At 52.1% G+C, this 18,855-nt stretch carries 16 protein-coding genes, 1 rRNA gene and 1 pseudogene; 1 reads left to right on the top strand and 17 read right to left on the bottom strand.

Going from position 1 to position 18,855, the window contains the following annotated elements:
- Position 1 precedes the first annotated feature (1 nt).
- From rlmB to AWJ19_RS24075, 8 genes are all read right to left on the bottom strand, one after another.
- A complete protein-coding gene (rlmB, locus tag AWJ19_RS24040) occupies positions 2-763 on the bottom strand; it encodes a 23S rRNA (guanosine(2251)-2'-O)-methyltransferase RlmB (protein WP_068727701.1) in 762 nt (253 codons plus the stop codon).
- Between the two features lie 34 nt (positions 764-797).
- Complete coding sequence (locus AWJ19_RS24045) at positions 798-1,235, bottom strand: Mini-ribonuclease 3 (RefSeq protein ID WP_068727703.1); 438 nt, start codon at positions 1,233-1,235, stop codon at positions 798-800.
- Entirely contained in the window at positions 1,232-2,638 is a 1,407-nt protein-coding gene (gene cysS / locus AWJ19_RS24050; protein ID WP_068727705.1) for a cysteine--tRNA ligase, read from the bottom strand. The genes AWJ19_RS24045 and cysS overlap by 4 nt, the downstream gene beginning before the upstream one ends.
- A gap of 54 nt (positions 2,639-2,692) precedes the next feature.
- Positions 2,693-3,385, bottom strand: coding sequence for a serine O-acetyltransferase (cysE, locus tag AWJ19_RS24055; protein WP_068727707.1), 693 nt, complete (start codon positions 3,383-3,385; stop codon positions 2,693-2,695).
- A gap of 491 nt (positions 3,386-3,876) precedes the next feature.
- Complete coding sequence (gltX, locus tag AWJ19_RS24060; protein WP_068727709.1) at positions 3,877-5,340, bottom strand: glutamate--tRNA ligase; 1,464 nt, start codon at positions 5,338-5,340, stop codon at positions 3,877-3,879.
- A gap of 51 nt (positions 5,341-5,391) precedes the next feature.
- Positions 5,392-5,880: a 2-C-methyl-D-erythritol 2,4-cyclodiphosphate synthase gene (ispF, locus tag AWJ19_RS24065; RefSeq protein WP_068727711.1), complete on the bottom strand. Its 489-nt coding sequence runs from the start codon at positions 5,878-5,880 to the stop codon at positions 5,392-5,394.
- A gap of 3 nt (positions 5,881-5,883) precedes the next feature.
- Positions 5,884-6,576: a 2-C-methyl-D-erythritol 4-phosphate cytidylyltransferase gene (gene ispD, locus AWJ19_RS24070; protein WP_068727713.1), complete on the bottom strand. Its 693-nt coding sequence runs from the start codon at positions 6,574-6,576 to the stop codon at positions 5,884-5,886.
- Between the two features lie 97 nt (positions 6,577-6,673).
- On the bottom strand, positions 6,674-7,762 hold the full coding sequence (locus AWJ19_RS24075; protein ID WP_068727715.1) for a PIN/TRAM domain-containing protein: 1,089 nt from the start codon (positions 7,760-7,762) through the stop codon (positions 6,674-6,676).
- Between the two features lie 209 nt (positions 7,763-7,971).
- On the opposite strand from AWJ19_RS24075, the gene AWJ19_RS24080 reads away from it, so the two are divergent.
- On the top strand, positions 7,972-8,367 hold the full coding sequence (locus AWJ19_RS24080; RefSeq protein ID WP_039877428.1) for a hypothetical protein: 396 nt from the start codon (positions 7,972-7,974) through the stop codon (positions 8,365-8,367).
- A gap of 63 nt (positions 8,368-8,430) precedes the next feature.
- Here the strand turns inward: AWJ19_RS24080 and pssA are convergent.
- The 9 genes and pseudogenes from pssA to rrf form a co-directional block, all read right to left on the bottom strand.
- Positions 8,431-9,167: pseudogene (gene pssA, locus AWJ19_RS24085) on the bottom strand (CDP-diacylglycerol--serine O-phosphatidyltransferase).
- Between the two features lie 65 nt (positions 9,168-9,232).
- Entirely contained in the window at positions 9,233-10,309 is a 1,077-nt protein-coding gene (disA, locus tag AWJ19_RS24090; RefSeq protein WP_068727717.1) for a DNA integrity scanning diadenylate cyclase DisA, read from the bottom strand.
- A gap of 15 nt (positions 10,310-10,324) precedes the next feature.
- Positions 10,325-11,692 (bottom strand): DNA repair protein RadA, encoded by a 1,368-nt coding sequence (gene radA / locus AWJ19_RS24095; RefSeq protein WP_068727719.1) that lies wholly within the window; start codon positions 11,690-11,692, stop codon positions 10,325-10,327.
- 237 nt (positions 11,693-11,929) lie between these two features.
- The gene (clpC, locus tag AWJ19_RS24100; RefSeq protein ID WP_068727720.1) at positions 11,930-14,401 is read right to left on the bottom strand and encodes an ATP-dependent protease ATP-binding subunit ClpC; all 2,472 of its coding nucleotides are present in this window, start codon (positions 14,399-14,401) and stop codon (positions 11,930-11,932) included.
- 36 nt (positions 14,402-14,437) lie between these two features.
- Entirely contained in the window at positions 14,438-15,502 is a 1,065-nt protein-coding gene (locus AWJ19_RS24105) for a protein arginine kinase (protein ID WP_068727721.1), read from the bottom strand.
- Between the two features lie 28 nt (positions 15,503-15,530).
- Complete coding sequence (locus AWJ19_RS24110) at positions 15,531-16,055, bottom strand: UvrB/UvrC motif-containing protein (protein WP_068727722.1); 525 nt, start codon at positions 16,053-16,055, stop codon at positions 15,531-15,533.
- Positions 16,056-16,082: 27 nt separating this feature from the next.
- Complete coding sequence (locus tag AWJ19_RS24115; protein ID WP_068727723.1) at positions 16,083-16,544, bottom strand: CtsR family transcriptional regulator; 462 nt, start codon at positions 16,542-16,544, stop codon at positions 16,083-16,085.
- Positions 16,545-16,948: 404 nt separating this feature from the next.
- Positions 16,949-18,121, bottom strand: coding sequence for a GNAT family N-acetyltransferase (locus tag AWJ19_RS24120; protein WP_068727724.1), 1,173 nt, complete (start codon positions 18,119-18,121; stop codon positions 16,949-16,951).
- 443 nt (positions 18,122-18,564) lie between these two features.
- A 5S ribosomal RNA gene (rrf, locus tag AWJ19_RS24125) occupies positions 18,565-18,681 on the bottom strand.
- Between the last annotated feature and the right edge of the window lie 174 nt (positions 18,682-18,855).

Consider the following 18,855-nt stretch of genomic DNA (forward strand, 5'->3'; position numbering starts at 1 on the left):
GCTATCCCTGCTGATGCCGGCGGCGCAGCACCTCATACATAATAACGCCGGCAGCAACGGATGCGTTAAGGGAATTGATTTTGCCGGCCATTGGAAGCTTAAGCAGCACATCACATTTTTCGCGGATCAGCCGGCCCATGCCTTTATTTTCATTGCCGATTACGACTGCAACCGGTCCGGTAAAAATATCAGATTCATACAGATTCTGATCCGTAGCGACGTCCGTGCCTACTACCCAGACGCCCAGCTCCTTCAACCGGTCAATAGTCTGTCCGAGATTGGTAACCCGGGCAACAGGAACGTACTCTACTGCACCTGCTGATGTTTTGGAGACTGTCGCTGTAATCTGCGCAGAGCGGCGCTTCGGAACAATTACACCATGCACCCCGGTGCAGTCCGCCGTACGCAGGATGGAGCCCAGATTATGCGGGTCTTCAATTTCATCGAGCAGAATCAGAAACGGCGGTTCTCCCTTAGCTTCGGCCGCTGCCAGAATATCAGACACCTCGGTATAGGCAAAAGGTGCCGCCTGCGCTACTACCCCCTGATGCTGCACTCCGGGCGCAAGCTGATCCAGCTTCCTTTTATCGACATGCTGGATTACGATGCCTGCCTTGCGTGCTTCGGCAATAATAGGCGCCGTTAAATGCTTCTGCGCCGTTTCAGCGACCCAGATTTTGTTCAGTGTACGGCCGGCGCGGAGCGCTTCAAGCACTGAATGCTTGCCGGCCAGTATTTCCTCTTCCGTCCTTAGTTCTTCCATGTTGTTGCCTCCTGTTTTATAGCTGTAAACGGCCTCACTTAGACCGGTTCATCATATACTGGATACTGCTGTGGACCAGCTCCTGAATCCTCGCCTGCTGTCCCGTGTAATACAGATGTCCGATCAGACACTCAAATGCCGTGGCATGACGGTATTCAAGCACATCGGCATTTTTGGGAATCGTGCCTGATTTGGCATTGCGCCCCTGGCGGGCCACATCCTTCTCCTCATCGGTCAGCTGCGGTTCCAGATAAGCCAGAATAGTGCTCTGCGCTTTGGCAGAGACGAGTCCGGTGGCTGTCCGGTGCAGATGATTAGGCCGCAGATTCGGCAGCGAGATCAGATACTGTCTTACCGCAACCTCATAGATGGCATCCCCGGCATAGGCCAGCACGATTGGCGAGAGCAGCCGGGCCGGCTGTGAAGGCTCGTACGGGAACCAGGCCCGATCTAGATTAAACCCGCTGCTCATTTGCGCCGCCACCGCATTCCCTGCGGAGTATCCTCCAGCAGAATACCGAGGCTGTTCAGCTCATCACGGATCTCATCGGACCGGCTCCAGTTCTTGTTCTTGCGCGCTTCCGCCCGTTCAGCAATCAGGCGTTCAACCTCTTCACTTGCCACCTCAGCCTCAAGCTCAGGAGTCAGGTTTAATACAGCATTCATTTCAGCGTAGGTCTTCAGCAGCGCTGCGAGATCCGCAGCCGCAGCATCCGTCTTGGCCAGCGTTTGATTCGCCAGGCTCACCCAGTCAAACACGGCGGTGATGGCATCCGGCGTATTGAAATCATCCTGCATTTTCGCATGAAAACTGCCGGTGATTGCGGCCAGCCGCTCGGTAACCGCAGCGCTCGCTTCACCCTCAGCCCCTTCAGGAGCCAGTTCAAGCCGGTGTTTCACATTGCTCTCAGCAAGCGCAATCCGTTCCACGCTCTTCTCGGCGGACTGCAATGCTTCCTCCGTAAAGTTCAGCTGATTGCGGTAATGGCTGGAGAGCATGAAATACCGGATAGTCCCTGCCTTAAAGCGGGCGCGGATATCCTTTACAAGCAGGCCGTTACCCAGAGATTTCGACATTTTCTCGTCACCGATGTTCAGAAACGCGTTGTGCATCCAATAATTCGACAGCGGCTCACCCGTCAGCGCTTCGGTCTGTGCGCATTCGCATTCATGGTGCGGGAATTTCAGATCCTCTCCGCCGCCATGGATGTCGATAGTTTTGCCTAAATATTCGCGAACCATCGCAGAGCACTCAATGTGCCAGCCGGGACGTCCTTCTCCCCATGGACTTGACCAGTGCACCTCGCCCGGTTTGGCCGCCTTCCAGAGCACAAAATCCTCCTGGTTTTCCTTGCGGGGATCTACCTCGACGCGGATACCGAAGCGCAGCTCCTCCAGGTTCTGGCGGGACAGCTTCCCGTAATCGGCAAATTTGCCGGTACGGTAATATACATCCCCGCCGTTCTCATAGGCGTAGCCCTTTTCTTCAAGCTCCTTGATAAACTCAATAATCTTATCCATGCTCTCCGTAACCCGCGGATTCATGGTCGCCGGCTTCACGCCAAGTCCGGCCAGATCCTCCTGATAAGCCGCAATGAACATGTCCGCAACCTCGGCTACAGTGATGTTCATCTCTTCCGCTTTACGGATCATTTTGTCATCCACATCAGTGAAGTTGGTCAGATAACGCACTTCATTGCCGAGTGATTCCAGATAGTTGCGCACCATATCAAAAACGATAACCGGTCTGGCATTCCCGATGTGCATATAGCCGTAGACTGTAGGTCCGCATACGTACATCTTCACTTTGCCCGGCTCCTGCGGTACAAACTCTTCTTTACTGCGTGTCATAGTGTTGTAGATTTGCAAAGCCATTTCTGTTCCCAATCCTTTCTGTTGTTCCGGGATTTACTTAAACTCCGGCAATCTTTAAATTTCATAATCCCCGATATACTGCTGGCTTTCCAGCCTCCGCTGCTCCGCCTTCTGTTTATCCTCATTACCCATCTGCTCACGCAGCTCCTCAATTTCCTTCTGCAGAAACCGCAGGGAATCAATGAGCGGATCGGGCATTTTGGTATGATCGAGGCGGTCGGATACCCGTTCCCCGTTGCGTTTGACTACACGTCCAGGATTGCCTACGACTGTACTGTTGTTTGGGACTTCCCGCAGAACGACCGCGTTGGAGCCTATATTTGAATTATCGCCGATCCGGAAGGATCCCAGTACTTTTGCCCCTGAACCGATAACTACATTGTTGCCGACCGTTGGATGACGTTTGCCCTTTTCCTTCCCCGTACCGCCAAGGGTTACCCCCTGATAGATGATGACATCATCGCCAATTTCACAGGTTTCACCAATGACAATCCCCATACCGTGGTCAATGAACAGCCGGTTACCAATCCGCGCGCCGGGGTGGATCTCCACACCGGTCATGAACCGGCTGAACTGCGAGACAATCCGTGCCAGTGTAAACCACCGGCGGGTATACAGGGAGTGGGCGATCCTGTGCGCCCATATTGCGTGAAGTCCGGCATAAGTAAAAACAACCTCGAATTTGCTCCGCGCCGCGGGATCGTTGTCGAATACAGCCCGGATATCCGACTTTATATGCTTAAACATCACGTTTCCCCTCTTCTTGGCTTCGCCGCCTCCTGTTAACAGGTACGCCTGGCGAAGGTAGTATCAACCCGCTTTGTAACCCACCGCTGCAAGGCATGAACTCTCCTTATATTCCGACAAAAAACGCCTCTGCAGCTCAAAGCTGCAGAGGCGTTAAACCGCGGTTCCACTCTGCTTGGATCATGTATCAGTGCTCATAGCCGTTCCCGGCCTGCTGCTGATGCTATCCCTCTTGCGTTAATAACGGCAACGTTCCCGGCACAGCCTAACGCTCCTTTGGTGGAACCGCTCAGCCGCACAGCTCACAGGCGCATGTTCTGCGGAAGACAAGTGAATAACTCCCAGCCACGAAGGAAACAGATCCTCAGCGGTTATTCTCTCTGGCAATTGTCTTTAAACGCATACTTCTCCTGATCACAGCTATTACAATATGTCTCTATCTTAGCGAAAAGAACCTGGACTGACAAGGGTTATAAGCGGCCTGCTGCAGCCTAGCTCCCTTTAATTTGTGATTTCAGGCGTTCAATTACCCGGTTGCGTCCAAGCAGGGCAATTGTCACATTAAGATCACGGCCATGCGTCTGCCCGGTCAGGGCGACACGGATCGGCATAAACAGCCCTTTACCCTTATGGCCGGTTTCTTTCTGCACTTCTTTAATCAACACTGCCATGTTGGCAGCAGTAAAGTCCTCAGTAGCTTCCACCTTAGCCAGGAATGCGGACAAAACCTCTGGCACCTGCGGCTCGGCAAGCACCTGGGCTGCTTCAGTCTCCAGCTCCAGGTGGCTGCGGAAGAACAGCTCGGACAACTCAACGATGTCTGATGCCGCCGTCATCTGCTCCTGGTACAGCGCTACAAGGCTCTCCGCCCATGTCTGCTGCTCTTCATTCAGCTCTGCCGGCAGACGGCCTGCCTTTTGAAGATGCGGGATAGCAAGGCGTGCGATCCGCTGTGGATCTGCATGCTTGATATAGTGGTTGTTGAGGTGTGCCAGCTTGTTCTTGTCGAACACTGCCGGGCTCTTCGACAGGCGGTCAGCCGTAAAGATAGAGATCAGCTCTTCCTGGCTGAAGATCTCCTCTTCCCCTTCCGGCGACCAGCCCAGCAGGGAAATATAATTGAACAGCGCCTCGGGCAGGTAACCCAGCTGGTCGTACTGCTCGATAAATTGAATAATCGATTCGTTGCGCTTGCTCAGCTTCTTGTGGTCATCGCCGACAATCAGCGTCATATGGCCGAACAGCGGAGCTTCCCAGCCCAGTGCTTCGTAAATCATCAGCTGGCGCGGCGTATTGGAGATATGATCTTCTCCGCGCAGCACATGGGAGATTTCCATCAGGTGATCATCAATGGCAACCGCGAAGTTATAGGTTGGAATCCCGTCCTTCTTCACGATGACAAAGTCACCCATTTCCTTGGTATTAAAGGAAATGCTGCCTTTAACGATATCGTCAAAGGTATAGGTACGGTCTTCCGGTACCCGGAAACGGATGCTGGCAATACGCCCCTCTGCCTCAAAGGCAAGACGCTGCTCTTCGGTCAGATTGCGGTGCTTGCCGGAATAGCGCGGAGTTTCGCCGCGTGCGGTCTGTTCCTCACGCTCTGCTTCCAGCTCTTCTTCCGTGCAGTAGCAGCGGTAAGCAAGACCGCGGTCAATCAGATCCTGCCAGTATACCCGGTACAGATCCAGACGTTCCGTCTGGCGGTACGGACCGTATTCCCCGCCTACATCTACGCTCTCATCCCAGTTGATACCCAGCCATTTCAAATACTTCAGCTGGCTTTCTTCGCCGCCGGCAACATTGCGCTTTACGTCCGTATCTTCGATCCGGATAATGAATTTGCCGCCCTGATTCCGGGCAAACAGATAGTTAAACAATGCCGTTCTGGCATTTCCGATATGTAAATGTCCCGTAGGGCTCGGTGCATAACGCACCCGGACTTGATCCGCCACTGTAATTCCCTCCGCTTCATAATAGGTAAAATTAGGCCTTGCATAGCCATCTCAAGATGATATCACATCTTGGAGCAGGCAGACAATAGATTGTGCCGCAATTCCTTCGCCGCGTCCGGTGAAGCCGAGCTGTTCCGTCGTTGTTGCCTTTACATTAACCTTGGAAACCTCAGCACCCAGCGCTTTGGCAATAATCTCTGTCATTTGCGGGATATAAGGAGCCATCTTGGGCTTCTGTGCGATTATAGTAGAATCAATATTTCCAAGCTTGTAGCCGCGCTCACGGGCAAGCCCCCATACATGCTCCAGCAGCTTCAGGCTGTCTGCATCCTTGAACGCCGGGTCAGTATCGGGAAAATGCCGGCCGATATCGCCAAGCCCCAGTGCCCCCAGGATGGCATCGCTGACTGCGTGCAGCAGCACATCCGCATCGGAGTGGCCCAGCAGCCCCTTTTCATAAGGAATCGTTACACCGCCAATAATACACGGTCTTCCCTCTACAAGCTGGTGTACATCAAATCCTTGTCCTACAGCTATCATCTGTTAACCCTCTCCCCTGATTCTTTGTGTAAACTCTGCAAAATCCAGATCCTCCGGTGTGGTCAGCTTGATATTGCTGTAGCTTCCCTCCACCACAGAGACCGTAATACCGCTGCGTTCCGCAAGGCTGGAATCATCGGTACCAAGAAATCCGTCCCGCTCCGCCGCTTCATAGGACGCCATCAGCTCAGACAGACGAAAAGTCTGCGGGGTCTGAATCGCCCACAGACTTCGCCGGTCAGGTGTAGACACCACTTGGCCTGCACCATCTACCTGCTTAATAGTATCCTTAACCGGTACAGCCAGCACTGACGCCCCGGTCTGAAGGGCCTTGCTGTAACAGGCGCTGATCTCATCAGCTTGTACAAACGGACGTACGCCGTCATGAACCATGACCCAGTCTGTCTCCAGCGTCTGCAGTCCCTTGTACACAGAATGCTGCCGCTCCGCTCCGCCGGCTATAACAGCCTTAACTTTATCCAGCCTGTAGGCCTCCACCCATTCCCGGCAGCGGAGGATATCCGCTTCACCGGTCACCAGCACGATTTCGGAGATAAGCTCATGCCGCTGGAACACCTCAAGCGTATGAACGATTACCGGTTTATCCTGCAGCAGCAGATACTGCTTGCTCTCAGTGGTCCCCATCCTTGTCCCTTTGCCTGCCGCCACAATTACGGCGCCCACACTGTTTGACATGTTCTTTAGGCTCCTGTCTTTCACGTATATCCCCATCATAACGTGTTTGGCGGGCATTTCCAACCCGTAAGACATTTTAGAGCCTGCGTCAAGGCGCTTACTGCGCTTTTTCCAGCAGCTTCGGCTTGGCAAAAATCATTCTGCCCGCAGAGGTCTGCAGCACACTCGTAACCAGCACTTCCATCGTAGTGCCGATATACTCGCGCCCGCCTTCAACGACAATCATCGTGCCGTCATCCAGATAAGCTACCCCCTGGCCGTGCTCCTTGCCGTCCTTAATGACCTGTACGATAATTTCCTCTCCAGGCAGCACAACCGGTTTAACCGCATTGGCCAGATCGTTGATGTTCAGCACAGACACACCCTGCAGCTCACAAACCTTATTCAGGTTAAAATCATTCGTGACCACCTTGCCGCGCAGCACCTTTGCCAGCTTGACCAGCTTGCTGTCCACCTCGGAGATCTCTTCGAAATCCCCTTCGTAGATGAGGACCTTCACATCCAGCTCTTTCTGGATTTTGTTGAGAATGTCCAGGCCGCGCCGTCCGCGGTTACGCTTCAAGAGATCCGAAGAATCGGCAATATGCTGCAGCTCCTCAAGCACGAATTCCGGTATAACAATCGTCCCTTCGATAAAGCCCGTCTTGCAGATATCAGCGATCCGTCCGTCGATGATGACGCTCGTATCCAGAATTTTATGCTCCTCAGGCCCCCTGCCCTCCGGCTCATCCGTCTGCCCCCAGCGTCCGGTTGCCCAGAGCGACGCCAGTTCTTCTTTCTTTTCCAGACCGATCCGCAGCCCCATATAACCGAGCCCCAGGGTAGCCGCCACCTGCAGCAGATCGCCCGCTTTGCCGAGCCAGTCCATGGCCGGATACAGCAGCAGGGATAGCAGAAGCCCTCCGGTCAGCCCGGCGGCGCCTGCAGCCATTTCATTCATTGGTATACGCGAACAGTACGTTACTGCCTCCCGCAGCTTTGAACCGCCCCAATCCGCGCATAAAGTCCCCGCAATCAAAAAAATAATGGCTCCCAGCACCGTAAACAAAATGCTCCCATCCACAGGCAGATCTCCTGCCAGTCTGTCCATCCCCTGCGGGAATCCTTTTTCTGCCGTATGGTATAGCGAATAGCCGGACCAGGCACCAAGCAACCCGGCAAGTGTCAAAACAATCTTTTTCCACATAACCCTACGCACCTCCTTTTATTCATCCTGAAATGATCTATACCTCTCCAGTATGTTCCAATTCTCAGGTTGGTAATCGCAGGCACGCTTTTTTCTGCAGAAAAAAGTTACCGGTTATGTAAAGGTTGTCAGGAACTCCTATTCCCGTTGAAAACAGGGGGGTACTGGCATATAATGAACTCAATCAAGAACCCAGGGGTGAATGGAAAATGAGCGCACCAAGTTTACAGGCCTTTCAGGATCAAGTCTCCGAACTGCTGCTCCGTCACCGTAGTCTGCTGGATGTCATGTCCAAAAACGGACAGAGTAGCGCATCCGTCAACCGTGCTGTCGTCAAAGCCATAACCGAATGCGGTTGCATCCAGCTGCACGCCACCAAGCAGGTATTTGAACCGGCGCTTGGACTCGAACAAGCCAAGGAGCTCGCAGGCACTCATCTGGAAGGCGAGCTGTGCGAGAACTGCCGCGAGGTGGTCGCCTCCGAACTGGGGCGTGAGCTGTTCTATATGTCCGCCCTCTGCAATCTGCTTAACATCAATATGGACGAGGTGGTCGCCAAGGAATCGCAGAAGTGCGCCACACTCGGACTGTTTAATCTCTCTTGAATCCTAATTAACAGCAAAGGCTTTGCCGTTCACTGTCATCAGTGAGGGCAAAGCCTTTTTGGGTTAACCGTTCTTGGATTGATATACCTTGTCTTCAGAACGTCTTCTGCGGCGGTGCCGGCGGCGTGCCGTCAGCCGGTCGATGTTCTGCTTGAAGCCGTACAGGGCGTACAGCGCCAGCAGCGCAAAGATCATTTTGGCAATCTGCTCAGGGAAAACAACAGCCACGGCCACAGCCACTACAATGACTACCGGTGCGATAAGCACTGCTTTTTTGGGCAGGCCGACTTTCTTGAAGTTAGGATATTTTACAGTGCTGACCATGAGATAGGATAAGAGCAGCGACGCAACAATCATAAATGGAGCGGACACATCTTTATTGAAAAGAGCCAGTGTGGCCAGTACGCCACCCGCTGCAGGAATCGGCAATCCGACGAAATAACCGGAATTCCCGGACGGACATTAAAGCGTGCGAGACGGAGCGCCCCGAATACCGGGAAAATCGCCGTTACCGTCCAGCCCAGTGCAGAGTTCAAATCCTGCAGGCTGGTTATATACATAATTAAAGCAGGGGCTACCCCAAAGGAGACTACATCGGATAAAGAATCCAGCTCCTTGCCAAACTCACTTTCACATTTAAGTGCACGCGCGACCCGGCCGTCCAGTCCGTCTAAAAGCATAGCAATAATCACCATGATAGCGGCCATGCTGAGCTTGCCGTCTAACGCCATCATGATACCAAACATTCCAAGCATCAGGTTACCGATGGTAAAAAGACTTGGAATTGATTTTTGTATCATTTCTTCACCTCTGTCTGCTTACTTTAAAACCAAGTGCCCATCAATATTACGTGATTGTATGTTATTTACATTTGCCTGTCAATAAGAACTTGTTTTTGCAGCCGTTTAAGCCCATCCTGAATATTGCGCGCCCTCATCTCGCCGATCCCGTCCACTTCATCCAGCTCTGCTATGCTTGCCGTCATCAAATTAGGCAGCATTTCAAAGCGCTCCACCAGATTGTGAATGATAACATTCGGCAGCCGCGGAATCTTGTTCAGCAGACGGTAGCCGCGCGGTGTGACCGCTTCTTCCGAGGCGATTGCCGTCGAAGAATAGCCCAGCAGGCGGGCTATATGATTGTCATCCATCAGCTCATCATCACTGCTGCGTTTAAGCCCGGCGATGATTTCACGGATTTTGTCCTCCTGCTCTTCTCTTGCATAGTCTCTGTATAAGAGCCAGGCTTCTTCCTCTGTATTTCCCACCAGTTCTTCCATCTGCATGCTGATCAGGCGGCCTTCGTTGCCCAGTTCATTGATGTAGCGTTTGATTTCCATCTTGATCCGCAGCACCATCTCTACACGCTGGATGACCCCCACAACCTCCGGAACAGTAACAATCCCCTCATATTCGGAGGCGGAGAGGTTGGTCAGCCCCTGGGTAAGCACTGCTTTATACTTCTCCAGCGTCTGGATCGCCTGGTTGGCTTTGGCCAGTATGGACCCGATTTCTTTGAGCGCATAGCGGATAGAGCCCTGATACAGCGTAATGATATTCCGCCGCTGTGAGATGGACACAACCAGCTTGCCGGTCTGTTTGGCAACACGCTCCGCCGTCCGGTGGCGGATTCCGGTCTCGATCGAGGAGATAGACGAATCGGGAATGAGCTGAGTGTTGGCGTAAAGAATCCGTTTGAGGTCCTCACTTAATATAATGGCGCCGTCCATTTTTGCCAGCTCATACAAATAATTGGGTGAGAAATCACAGTTGATGGAGAAGCCGCCGTCCACAACCTCCATCACTTCAGGACTGTATCCGACTACGATGAGTGCACCCGTCTTGGCCCGGAGCACATTTTCCAGACCTTCGCGGAAGGGTGTGCCCGGCGCTGCCATCCTCAGCAGGTCATTCATGTTCTCTAATTGAGTATATTCTTTCATCTTCCTATTAGCCCCCTAATCTAACGCGACCTTTAATGCATCTGCTACGGTGCTGACGCCGATAATCTGGATATCCTGCGGATGCTTCCAGCCCTTCATGCTCTTCTCAGGCATAATTACCCTCCGGAAGCCCAGCTTAGCCGCCTCTTTGACCCGCGTTTCGGCACGTGAGACGCCTCTGACCTCGCCGGTAAGACCGACTTCGCCAAAGAATACATCATAGGGTTTGGTGGAGATATCACGGAAGCTTGAGGCAATGCTGACTGCAACTGCCAGATCAATAGCCGGCTCATCCAGCTTCACGCCTCCTGCCACATTGAGGTAGGCATCCTGGTTCTGCAGAAACATGCCCATCCGCTTCTCAAGTACTGCAATAATAAGCGCCATGCGCTGATGATCCATCCCGGTGCACATCCGCCGCGGCGAAGGAAAATGGGTGGCGGCAACCAGCGCCTGCAGCTCCACAAGCACCGGCCTGGTTCCTTCCATACTAGCCACGACGGCAGAGCCGGCCACACCCAGCGGACGTTCCGACAGGAACAGCTCCGAGGGATTCTCTACTTCTGTGAGGCCGATCTCGCCCATTTCAAAAATTCCGATCTCATTGGTAGAACCGAAACGGTTCTTTACTGCACGCAGCAGCCGGTAGGTATGGTGACGTTCCCCCTCGAAATACAGTACACAATCTACCATATGCTCGAGCATCCGGGGTCCGGCAATGGCCCCCTCTTTGGTAACATGACCAACCAGCACTGTCGCAATTCCACGGATTTTGGCAATGCGCATAAAACGTGTCGTACACTCCCTGACCTGTGTCACACTGCCGGGTGCACTCGTAACTTCAGGCATAAATACGGTCTGAATGGAGTCAATGACGAGGAATTGCGGCTGAATCTGCTCAATAGCCTCTTCAATGCTCTCCATATTGGTTTCACACAGCACGTACAGCTCACCTGACAACGCCCCGAGGCGGTCGGCCCGGAGCTTAGTCTGACGTACCGATTCTTCCCCGGAAATGTAGAGCACACGGAGTCCCTGGGTAGTCAAGGCGTGAGAGGTCTGCAGCAGAAGGGTAGACTTACCGATACCGGGATCTCCTCCGACAAGCACCAGCGAGCCGGGGACAATGCCTCCGCCAAGCACACGGTTAAGCTCTCCGATGCCTGTCAGGATGCGCGGTTCTTTGTCACTTTCTATATTTATGATCGACTGCGCCTTTTCTTTACTCTGAAAAATAGGTGCATTCATTCCTTGTGTTTTGACTACGCTTTCCGTTTCTTCCACCATGGTGTTCCATGCCTGGCAGCCCGGGCATTTGCCGAACCATTTTGGCGATTCGTAGCCGCAGTCGGTACAGAAAAATTTTGTTTTTGCTTTTGCCATGTGGTCTCCTTACGGTACGAAGTTGCTAAAATTGCATATAATTAGCCCTTATTCAAAGTTTACCATTTCTCCATCCCGAACGAAAGGTTACTTAGGCTCTAGTTTTTGACTGTCTCTATAACCTGCCTGATTTTAGGCCTGTTTAGTCAATTTCGGTGCAATCGAACAACCGGTCAACAAAAAAAAGCCCCGCTCCTCTATACGGAGGAGCGGCAGCTTTGTTTCAAGCGGTCTTTCTTACTTGTTGTCTGCCTCGGCTTCTTTATCAAGTGCGACGGCCGGTGCATCTACGGTGGTTACCACAAGCTCGCCATCCACCTGATCGATCTTGAGGGAATCCCCCTTCTTGATATTGCCCTTCAGCAGCTCTTCGGAGAGACGGTCTTCGATATGCTTCTGAATCGCGCGGCGCAGCGGTCGGGCACCAAATGCCGGATCGTACCCTTCCTTGGCCAGGAATGCTTTGGCTCCGTCTGTAAGCTCGAAGTCCACATCGTATTCACGCAGCCGCTTGCGCAGCTCGTCGGACATGAGTGTAACGATTTCGGCGATATGCTTCTCTTCCAGCGAGTGGAAGACAATGATTTCGTCGATACGGTTCAGGAACTCAGGACGGAAGCTCTTCTTCAGCTCTTCCATTACTTTGCCCTTCATGTTGCTGTAATCCGCTCCGGCATCCTGCACAGCAGTGAAGCCGAGGGTTGAATTTCTCTTGATTGCCTGTGCCCCTACGTTAGAGGTAAGGATAATCAGCGTGTTGCGGAAATCGACTACCCGGCCTTTGGAATCGGTCAGGCGACCGTCTTCCAGCACCTGCAGCAGGATGTTGAATACTTCAGGGTGAGCCTTCTCGATCTCATCCAGCAATACTACGGAATATGGCTTGCGGCGTACCTTCTCGGTCAGCTGTCCGCCTTCTTCATACCCTACATATCCCGGAGGCGCCCCTACGAGGCGGGACGTGGAATGCTTCTCCATGTATTCCGACATGTCGATGCGGATTACGGCATTCTCGTCACCGAACATCGCTTCGGCAAGTGCACGCGCCAGCTCGGTTTTACCTACCCCGGTTGGTCCGAGGAAGATGAAGGAGCCCATTGGACGCTTAGGATCCTTGAGACCCGCACGTGCCCGGCGCAGCGCCCGGCTGACAGCCTTCACAGCCTCATCCTGGCCGATTACGCGTTCATGGAGCAGAGCTTCCATATTGAGCAGACGGTCAGTCTCCTCTTCCTTCAGCTTGCTTACCGGAATACCGGTCCAGCTGGCAACAACCTGGGCGATATCCTCAGGTGTAACCTGGGAATCGGTACGGCCCTGTTTTTCTTTCCACTGGTTCTTGGTTGTATCGAGCTCCTCGCGGATCTTCTGCTCGGTATCACGCAGCGCAGCGGCCTTTTCAAACTCTTGGCTCTGTACTGCAGAATCCTTCTCCTTGCGGATATCGTCAAGGCGCATCTCCAGTTCTTTAAGATTCGGCGGGATGGTGTAGGAGTTGAGTCTTACCTTGGAACCCGCTTCGTCAATCAGGTCAATCGCTTTGTCCGGCAGGAAACGGTCCGGAATGTAGCGGTCAGAGAGCTTCACAGCCTCCACGATAGCCTCATCGGTGATCTTCACCCGGTGATGAGCTTCATAACGGTCACGCAGTCCGTAAAGGATCTGTACGGCTTCCTCCGGAGAAGGCTGATCCACCGTGATCGGCTGGAAGCGGCGCTCCAGGGCTGCGTCTTTTTCAATATATTTGCGGTATTCGTCAAGTGTAGTGGCACCGATGCACTGCAGCTCTCCGCGGGCCAGGGCCGGCTTCAGGATGTTGGAGGCATCAATCGCACCTTCCGCGCCGCCTGCCCCGATCAGGGTGTGCAGCTCATCGATGAAGAGTACAATGTTACCAGCCTGACGAATTTCATCCATAATCTTTTTGAGGCGGTCTTCAAACTCACCGCGGTATTTGGTTCCGGCCACCACTGAACCCATATCCAGGGTCATAACGCGCTTGTCACGCAGCGTTTCCGGTATTTCATTGTTGATGATTTTCTGGGCAAGACCTTCGGCGATTGCGGTTTTACCTACCCCAGGTTCACCGATCAGTACCGGATTGTTTTTGGTCCGGCGGCTGAGCACCTGAATTACACGTTCGATTTCCTTGCTGCGGCCGATAACAGGGTCAAGGTTGCCGTCTTTAGCATAGGCAGTAAGGTCACGGGCCAGGCCGTCCAGCGTTGGCGTGCTGACATTCGCAGGCGTTCCGCTGTGGCTTGAAGTAGCTTCACTGCTGCCAAGCAGCTGCAGTACCTGCTGGCGAGCTTTGTTCAGGCTGATTCCAAGGTTGTTAAGTACACGGGCAGCTACGCCCTCGCCTTCCCGGATCAGGCCGAGCAGGATATGCTCTGTGCCGACGTAAGTATGGCCCAGCTTGCGTGCTTCGTCCATCGACAGCTCGATAACTTTTTTGGCACGTGGAGTGTACGCGATGTTGGTAGGCTGTTCCTGTCCTCTGCCGATCAGCGTCTCCACTTCGTCCTGGATTTTCTCCAGTCCCAGACCCAGTCCAATCAGTGCCTTGGCGGCAATGCCGTCTCCCTCACGAATCAGTCCGAGCAAAATATGTTCTGTACCAATGTTGTTATGTCCCAGCCGTACAGCTTCTTCTTGCGCCAGCGCCAGCACTTTTTGTGCGCGTTCCGTAAATCTTCCAAACATCATATCTCCTGCACCTCCACGGATAATAAATATCTATAATTAATGTTGTGATCCCAGTGTTTCCCGGAGCAGCTTCGCCCGGTACATATCGCGTTCGGTCGCTGACAGCTCGTCACCGAACATTTTCTGCAGGAACCCCGGCTGTGTCTTCACATTCAGCTCATTCAGCACGGAGATCGAGGGACCTTCCAGAATGCCCAGATCCACACCCAGCCGCAGATCGGAGAGCCGCTGTGCCGACTCCTTGAGCTCCATGACAGCAGCGTATGCCAGAATCCCGTAGGAGCGTTTAATCCGGTCGGTGATCCGCAGCGCTGAATCAGTCAGCAGCCGCTCACGGGCATTACGTTCGTGCTCAATAATCTGTGTAACTACACTGTGAAGATTCTCGATGATTTCACTTTCGGTTTGTCCCAGTGTAATCTGGTTGGAAATCTGAAAAATGTTACCTACTGCTTCGCTGCCTTCACCGTAAATTCCTCTTACAGTCAGACCCACCTGGTTAACAGCCGATAAAATACGGTTGATCTGGTGAGTCATCACCAGCGCCGGCAGATGCAGCATCACTGAGGCCCGGAGGCCGGTGCCTACATTGGTAGGACAACTTGTCAGATACCCCCTCCTGTCATCAAAGGCATAATTGACGGAGGCTTCAAAAATATCATCAATGGCCGTTGCCCGCTCCCAGGCCTCCTTGACCTGCAATCCGGGAAACAGGCACTGAATACGGAGATGATCCTCCTCGTTGATCATAATGCTGACCGACTCATCCTCGTTCAGGATAACCGCACCTCCGCGGGAATCATTGGCCAGATTTGGGCTGATCAGATGCTTCTCCACCAGCACTTTTTTGTCCAGCTCGGTAATCTCATCCAGCCGCAGCAGTTCAAAGGTGCCAAGGCCCCCAGCGGCGTCTCCCTGGAATACAGGGGCAAGCTGTTCCAGTGCTTCTTCCGCCTGCTCAGCCGAGGCCAGCAGCGGAAACGGCAGATGCTCCAGATTGCGGGCGATACGCATACGGCTGCTGATCACAATTTCAGAGTGGCTGCCGCCGCAGCGCATCCAGTTGCTGAGCGCTTGTTCGGTAAAACGGAGACTTGACATGTCGTATCCCCCCTATATATGAAAGACTTTACTCTTGTGCCATTTCTTTTTCAAGTTTGCGGATTTTGTCCCGCAGCTCGGCTGCAGTTTCAAATTCTTCCTGGATGATGCTTTCCTGCAGTTCATGCTTCAATTCATTGATCTGACGCTTGCACATGATCTGTGCACCGGCGCGTTTGGGCAGTTTGCCTACATGTGCGGTGCTGCCGTGAACTCTTCTGAACAGCGGGTCCAGCGTGCTGTCAAAATATTTATAGCAGGAGCTGCAGCCAAACCGTCCAAGCTTGCTGAATTGGGAATAGGTCATGCCGCAGTTCTCGCAGTGCAGACCCTGCACATTTTTGGTAGCTGCTGACTTCTCCTTGCCCGCCCCTTCAAGATCGAGCAGACCGGATAACAGGCTGTGGATTGAGAAGCCCCCTGCGGTTCCTGGAATCATCTCCCCTTTTTCACGGGCACAGCTTTCACAAATATGAAATTCCGTCTTCTCTCCACTCACGATCTTGGTAAAGTGCAGAGTAGCCGGTTTGACACCGCATTCCTGACACAGCATAGCGGAGTCCCTCCCTTATGATGACCATTATTTGCCCAACAAAGAGATTAGCATCGCCTTCATAATCTTGGCACGAATCTCATCCCGGTACGGCAGATTAACCGTCAGGCATTCCCGGGAAACAGCGGCGCGCATAAGACACGCTTCACGTTTGCTTAGGAAACGGGCTTCCTCGAGCTGATAGATCAGCCCTTCGGCAGAATTCTGATCAATATCATTTCCTATTGTAGATTTGAGATGAGCGTACAGCGCCACATTCTGGGGCAGCTCAAAACGCTGAATACGGATATACCCCCCGCCGCCGCGCTTGCTCTCCACCACATAGCCCTTCTCCAAAGTAAAACGTGTACTGATGACATAATTAATCTGTGACGGCACGCATGAGAACTGGTCCGCCAGGTCATTGCGCTGGATTTCCACCGTACCTTCGGGACTTTCATGCAAAATATTCTTCAGATATTGTTCGATAATATCAGAGATATTACGCATCACTCATCCTCCAGTGCTTAATGCAATAGTGTACGTCTTTGCTGCGAATCCGCCCGGAGTAACCTCTAAAGAACTTAACCCAAGAGTGAAAGCACGAATCCAGGCTTAGCTGCAGCATAAACAGCAACATCGTCCTTAAAGGAATATATTTTGAACCCGGCAGATCCACTGCTATAAATAACTAAAAAGCTGAGGTAACAGAAAAGCTCAGGTGAGCCTTCGTTGACTTTGACTTTCTTTGACTTTTTTCATATTATAACATATTCTCACTGAATTCCAAGGGGTTACTCTTATTTTTTACTTAATACCGCCAATGTATTCGGTATATTCTTACGGCCCGGCGATTTTCATATGTAAAAAAGAAGCTCTCCCTGCTGCAAAACAGCGGCAGAGCTTCAGCGGCATCAGAAAAAGTCAATCAAGGCGGTCTCGGCATGCGGTACAATCTCTTCCAGCCATTTCAGCGCTTCCGGATCGCCCGTCAGACTGCCGTATCTGGCCAGCTCCTGCGGACGCTTATATCCCATTAAAAGTATTGTCAGCGTTCCAATGCTGCAGCTCAGGTCTGTCTGCCCTTCTGCAGCCCCGGAGCGGACCAGCGAAGCTGTTCCATCAGTATTGACAGTCAGCGCCCAGCTTCCGTCGTTCCACGGAGCATGCTCATCTTTAATGTACAATGTATATTTCCGCACTTCCGGCTGTTTATTGAAAATAAACGATTCTATGAAGGCCTGTGCATTAACAATCCGCGCCATAAAGTAAGGATAATTCTCCTGGTGAATCCGCGGGTCCGGCAGCAGAAACGGCAGGATATCATCCGACGGCACCAGCTTCAGCGAAGCACCGGTGATCATGGAATCGTGATTGGCAAGGAATGTCCAGAGCCCGCGGCGTGCCTTTTCATTCAGATAGACAAATTCATCAATAACGAGCTCCCTTTTCTCCAGCTTATACAGTACGTAACCCTCTGGTTCGCCTTCATCCGAGATAAACAGGCAATGGTGCATGTCCTCGTCCAGGACACTCTCCTTCCACCACTCCATGCTTCGCTTCAGCGTTCCGTTATAACGGGCCGCAAAGCGGTTATAGAGCTGATCCAGTGTTTCCAAATCTGCAGCATCACGCCGCACACTGCCTTCGATCTCTGTCTTCACCGGAAATTTCTCTACAGGAATTGTGTACTTTTTGTATTCGCAATAAACCTCCCAGCCGAACCGGCGGTAAAAAGGAATCAGGAACGGATGCAGCATCGACAGTGACTGACCATTCTCATTCATCACCTGCAGAATATGCTTTAATAGAGTCGCCACATAGCCTTGTCTGCGGTTCTCCGGCCATGTGGCTACTCCGGCAATTCCCCCCATAGAAACAATTCTGTCCTGTATATGTACTTCCAAAGGCAGAAGTGTGAGTCCTGCCTTCAACTCCCCCTCCTCAAAAACACCCCATACTCTTTCCGGCTTAAACTTTTCTTTTTTGTTAATCCGAGCCTCTGCTGACACTCTATACTGAAACGCGTATTCAGAAAGAGTCAAGTTTGATTCAAATTCTTCTGGCTTCAGCTGCCTTATTTCCACGTCAGTTCACCTCATAAACAGGAATTTATTAATGCTTATAGAGAGTATAACAAGCCAGATTGCTGTACGCTAATTTTCTGCAGACTTTCTGTAAACTTTCTGGAGCCTACTAGAAAAATCGCAGAGTTATCCACAAAATAAAAACAGCAACAAAAAAAGCCGGGCAAAGACCCCCCGGCTAAAAACACTTATCCACGGTTATGCAACCGTTATCCACAAATTCCACATATTATCCACAAAAACAGTGTACTACTAGGAATTATTCTTGACTAAATTACATATTCATGCCTTTCCTCGCCCTTAACAGGGGATAAGTCGTTATGTGAAAAAGCTATCCACATGTGTGTACTTTTTCAGCAGTAATCTGAATTATCCACAAGTTTTCCACAATTATTCACAGACGCAAAAAGTCCACTGTCGATTGCTCAACAGTGGACTCACGCGCTTGGCGGCGTCCTACTCTCCCAGGACCCTTCGGTCCAAGTACCATCGGCGCTGGAAGGCTTAACGGTCGTGTTCGGGATGGGTACGCGTGGAACCCTTCCGCTATCGCCACCAAACATGATTTTTCGAAGCTTACGCTTCTCGAAATCGCTGCAGAAAATATCAAACCATCGGTTTAACATCCTGCCAGGCTTGATCACCTGAAAACTGAATCCGAAACGAATCTGCGATTTATTTATTGGATAAGCCCTCGACCGATTAGTATTGGTCAGCTCCATGCATTGCTGCAC

It is taken from the genome of Paenibacillus sp. DMB5, assembly GCF_001517085.1.
In the GTDB taxonomy this organism is placed as follows: domain Bacteria; phylum Bacillota; class Bacilli; order Paenibacillales; family Paenibacillaceae; genus Paenibacillus_AQ.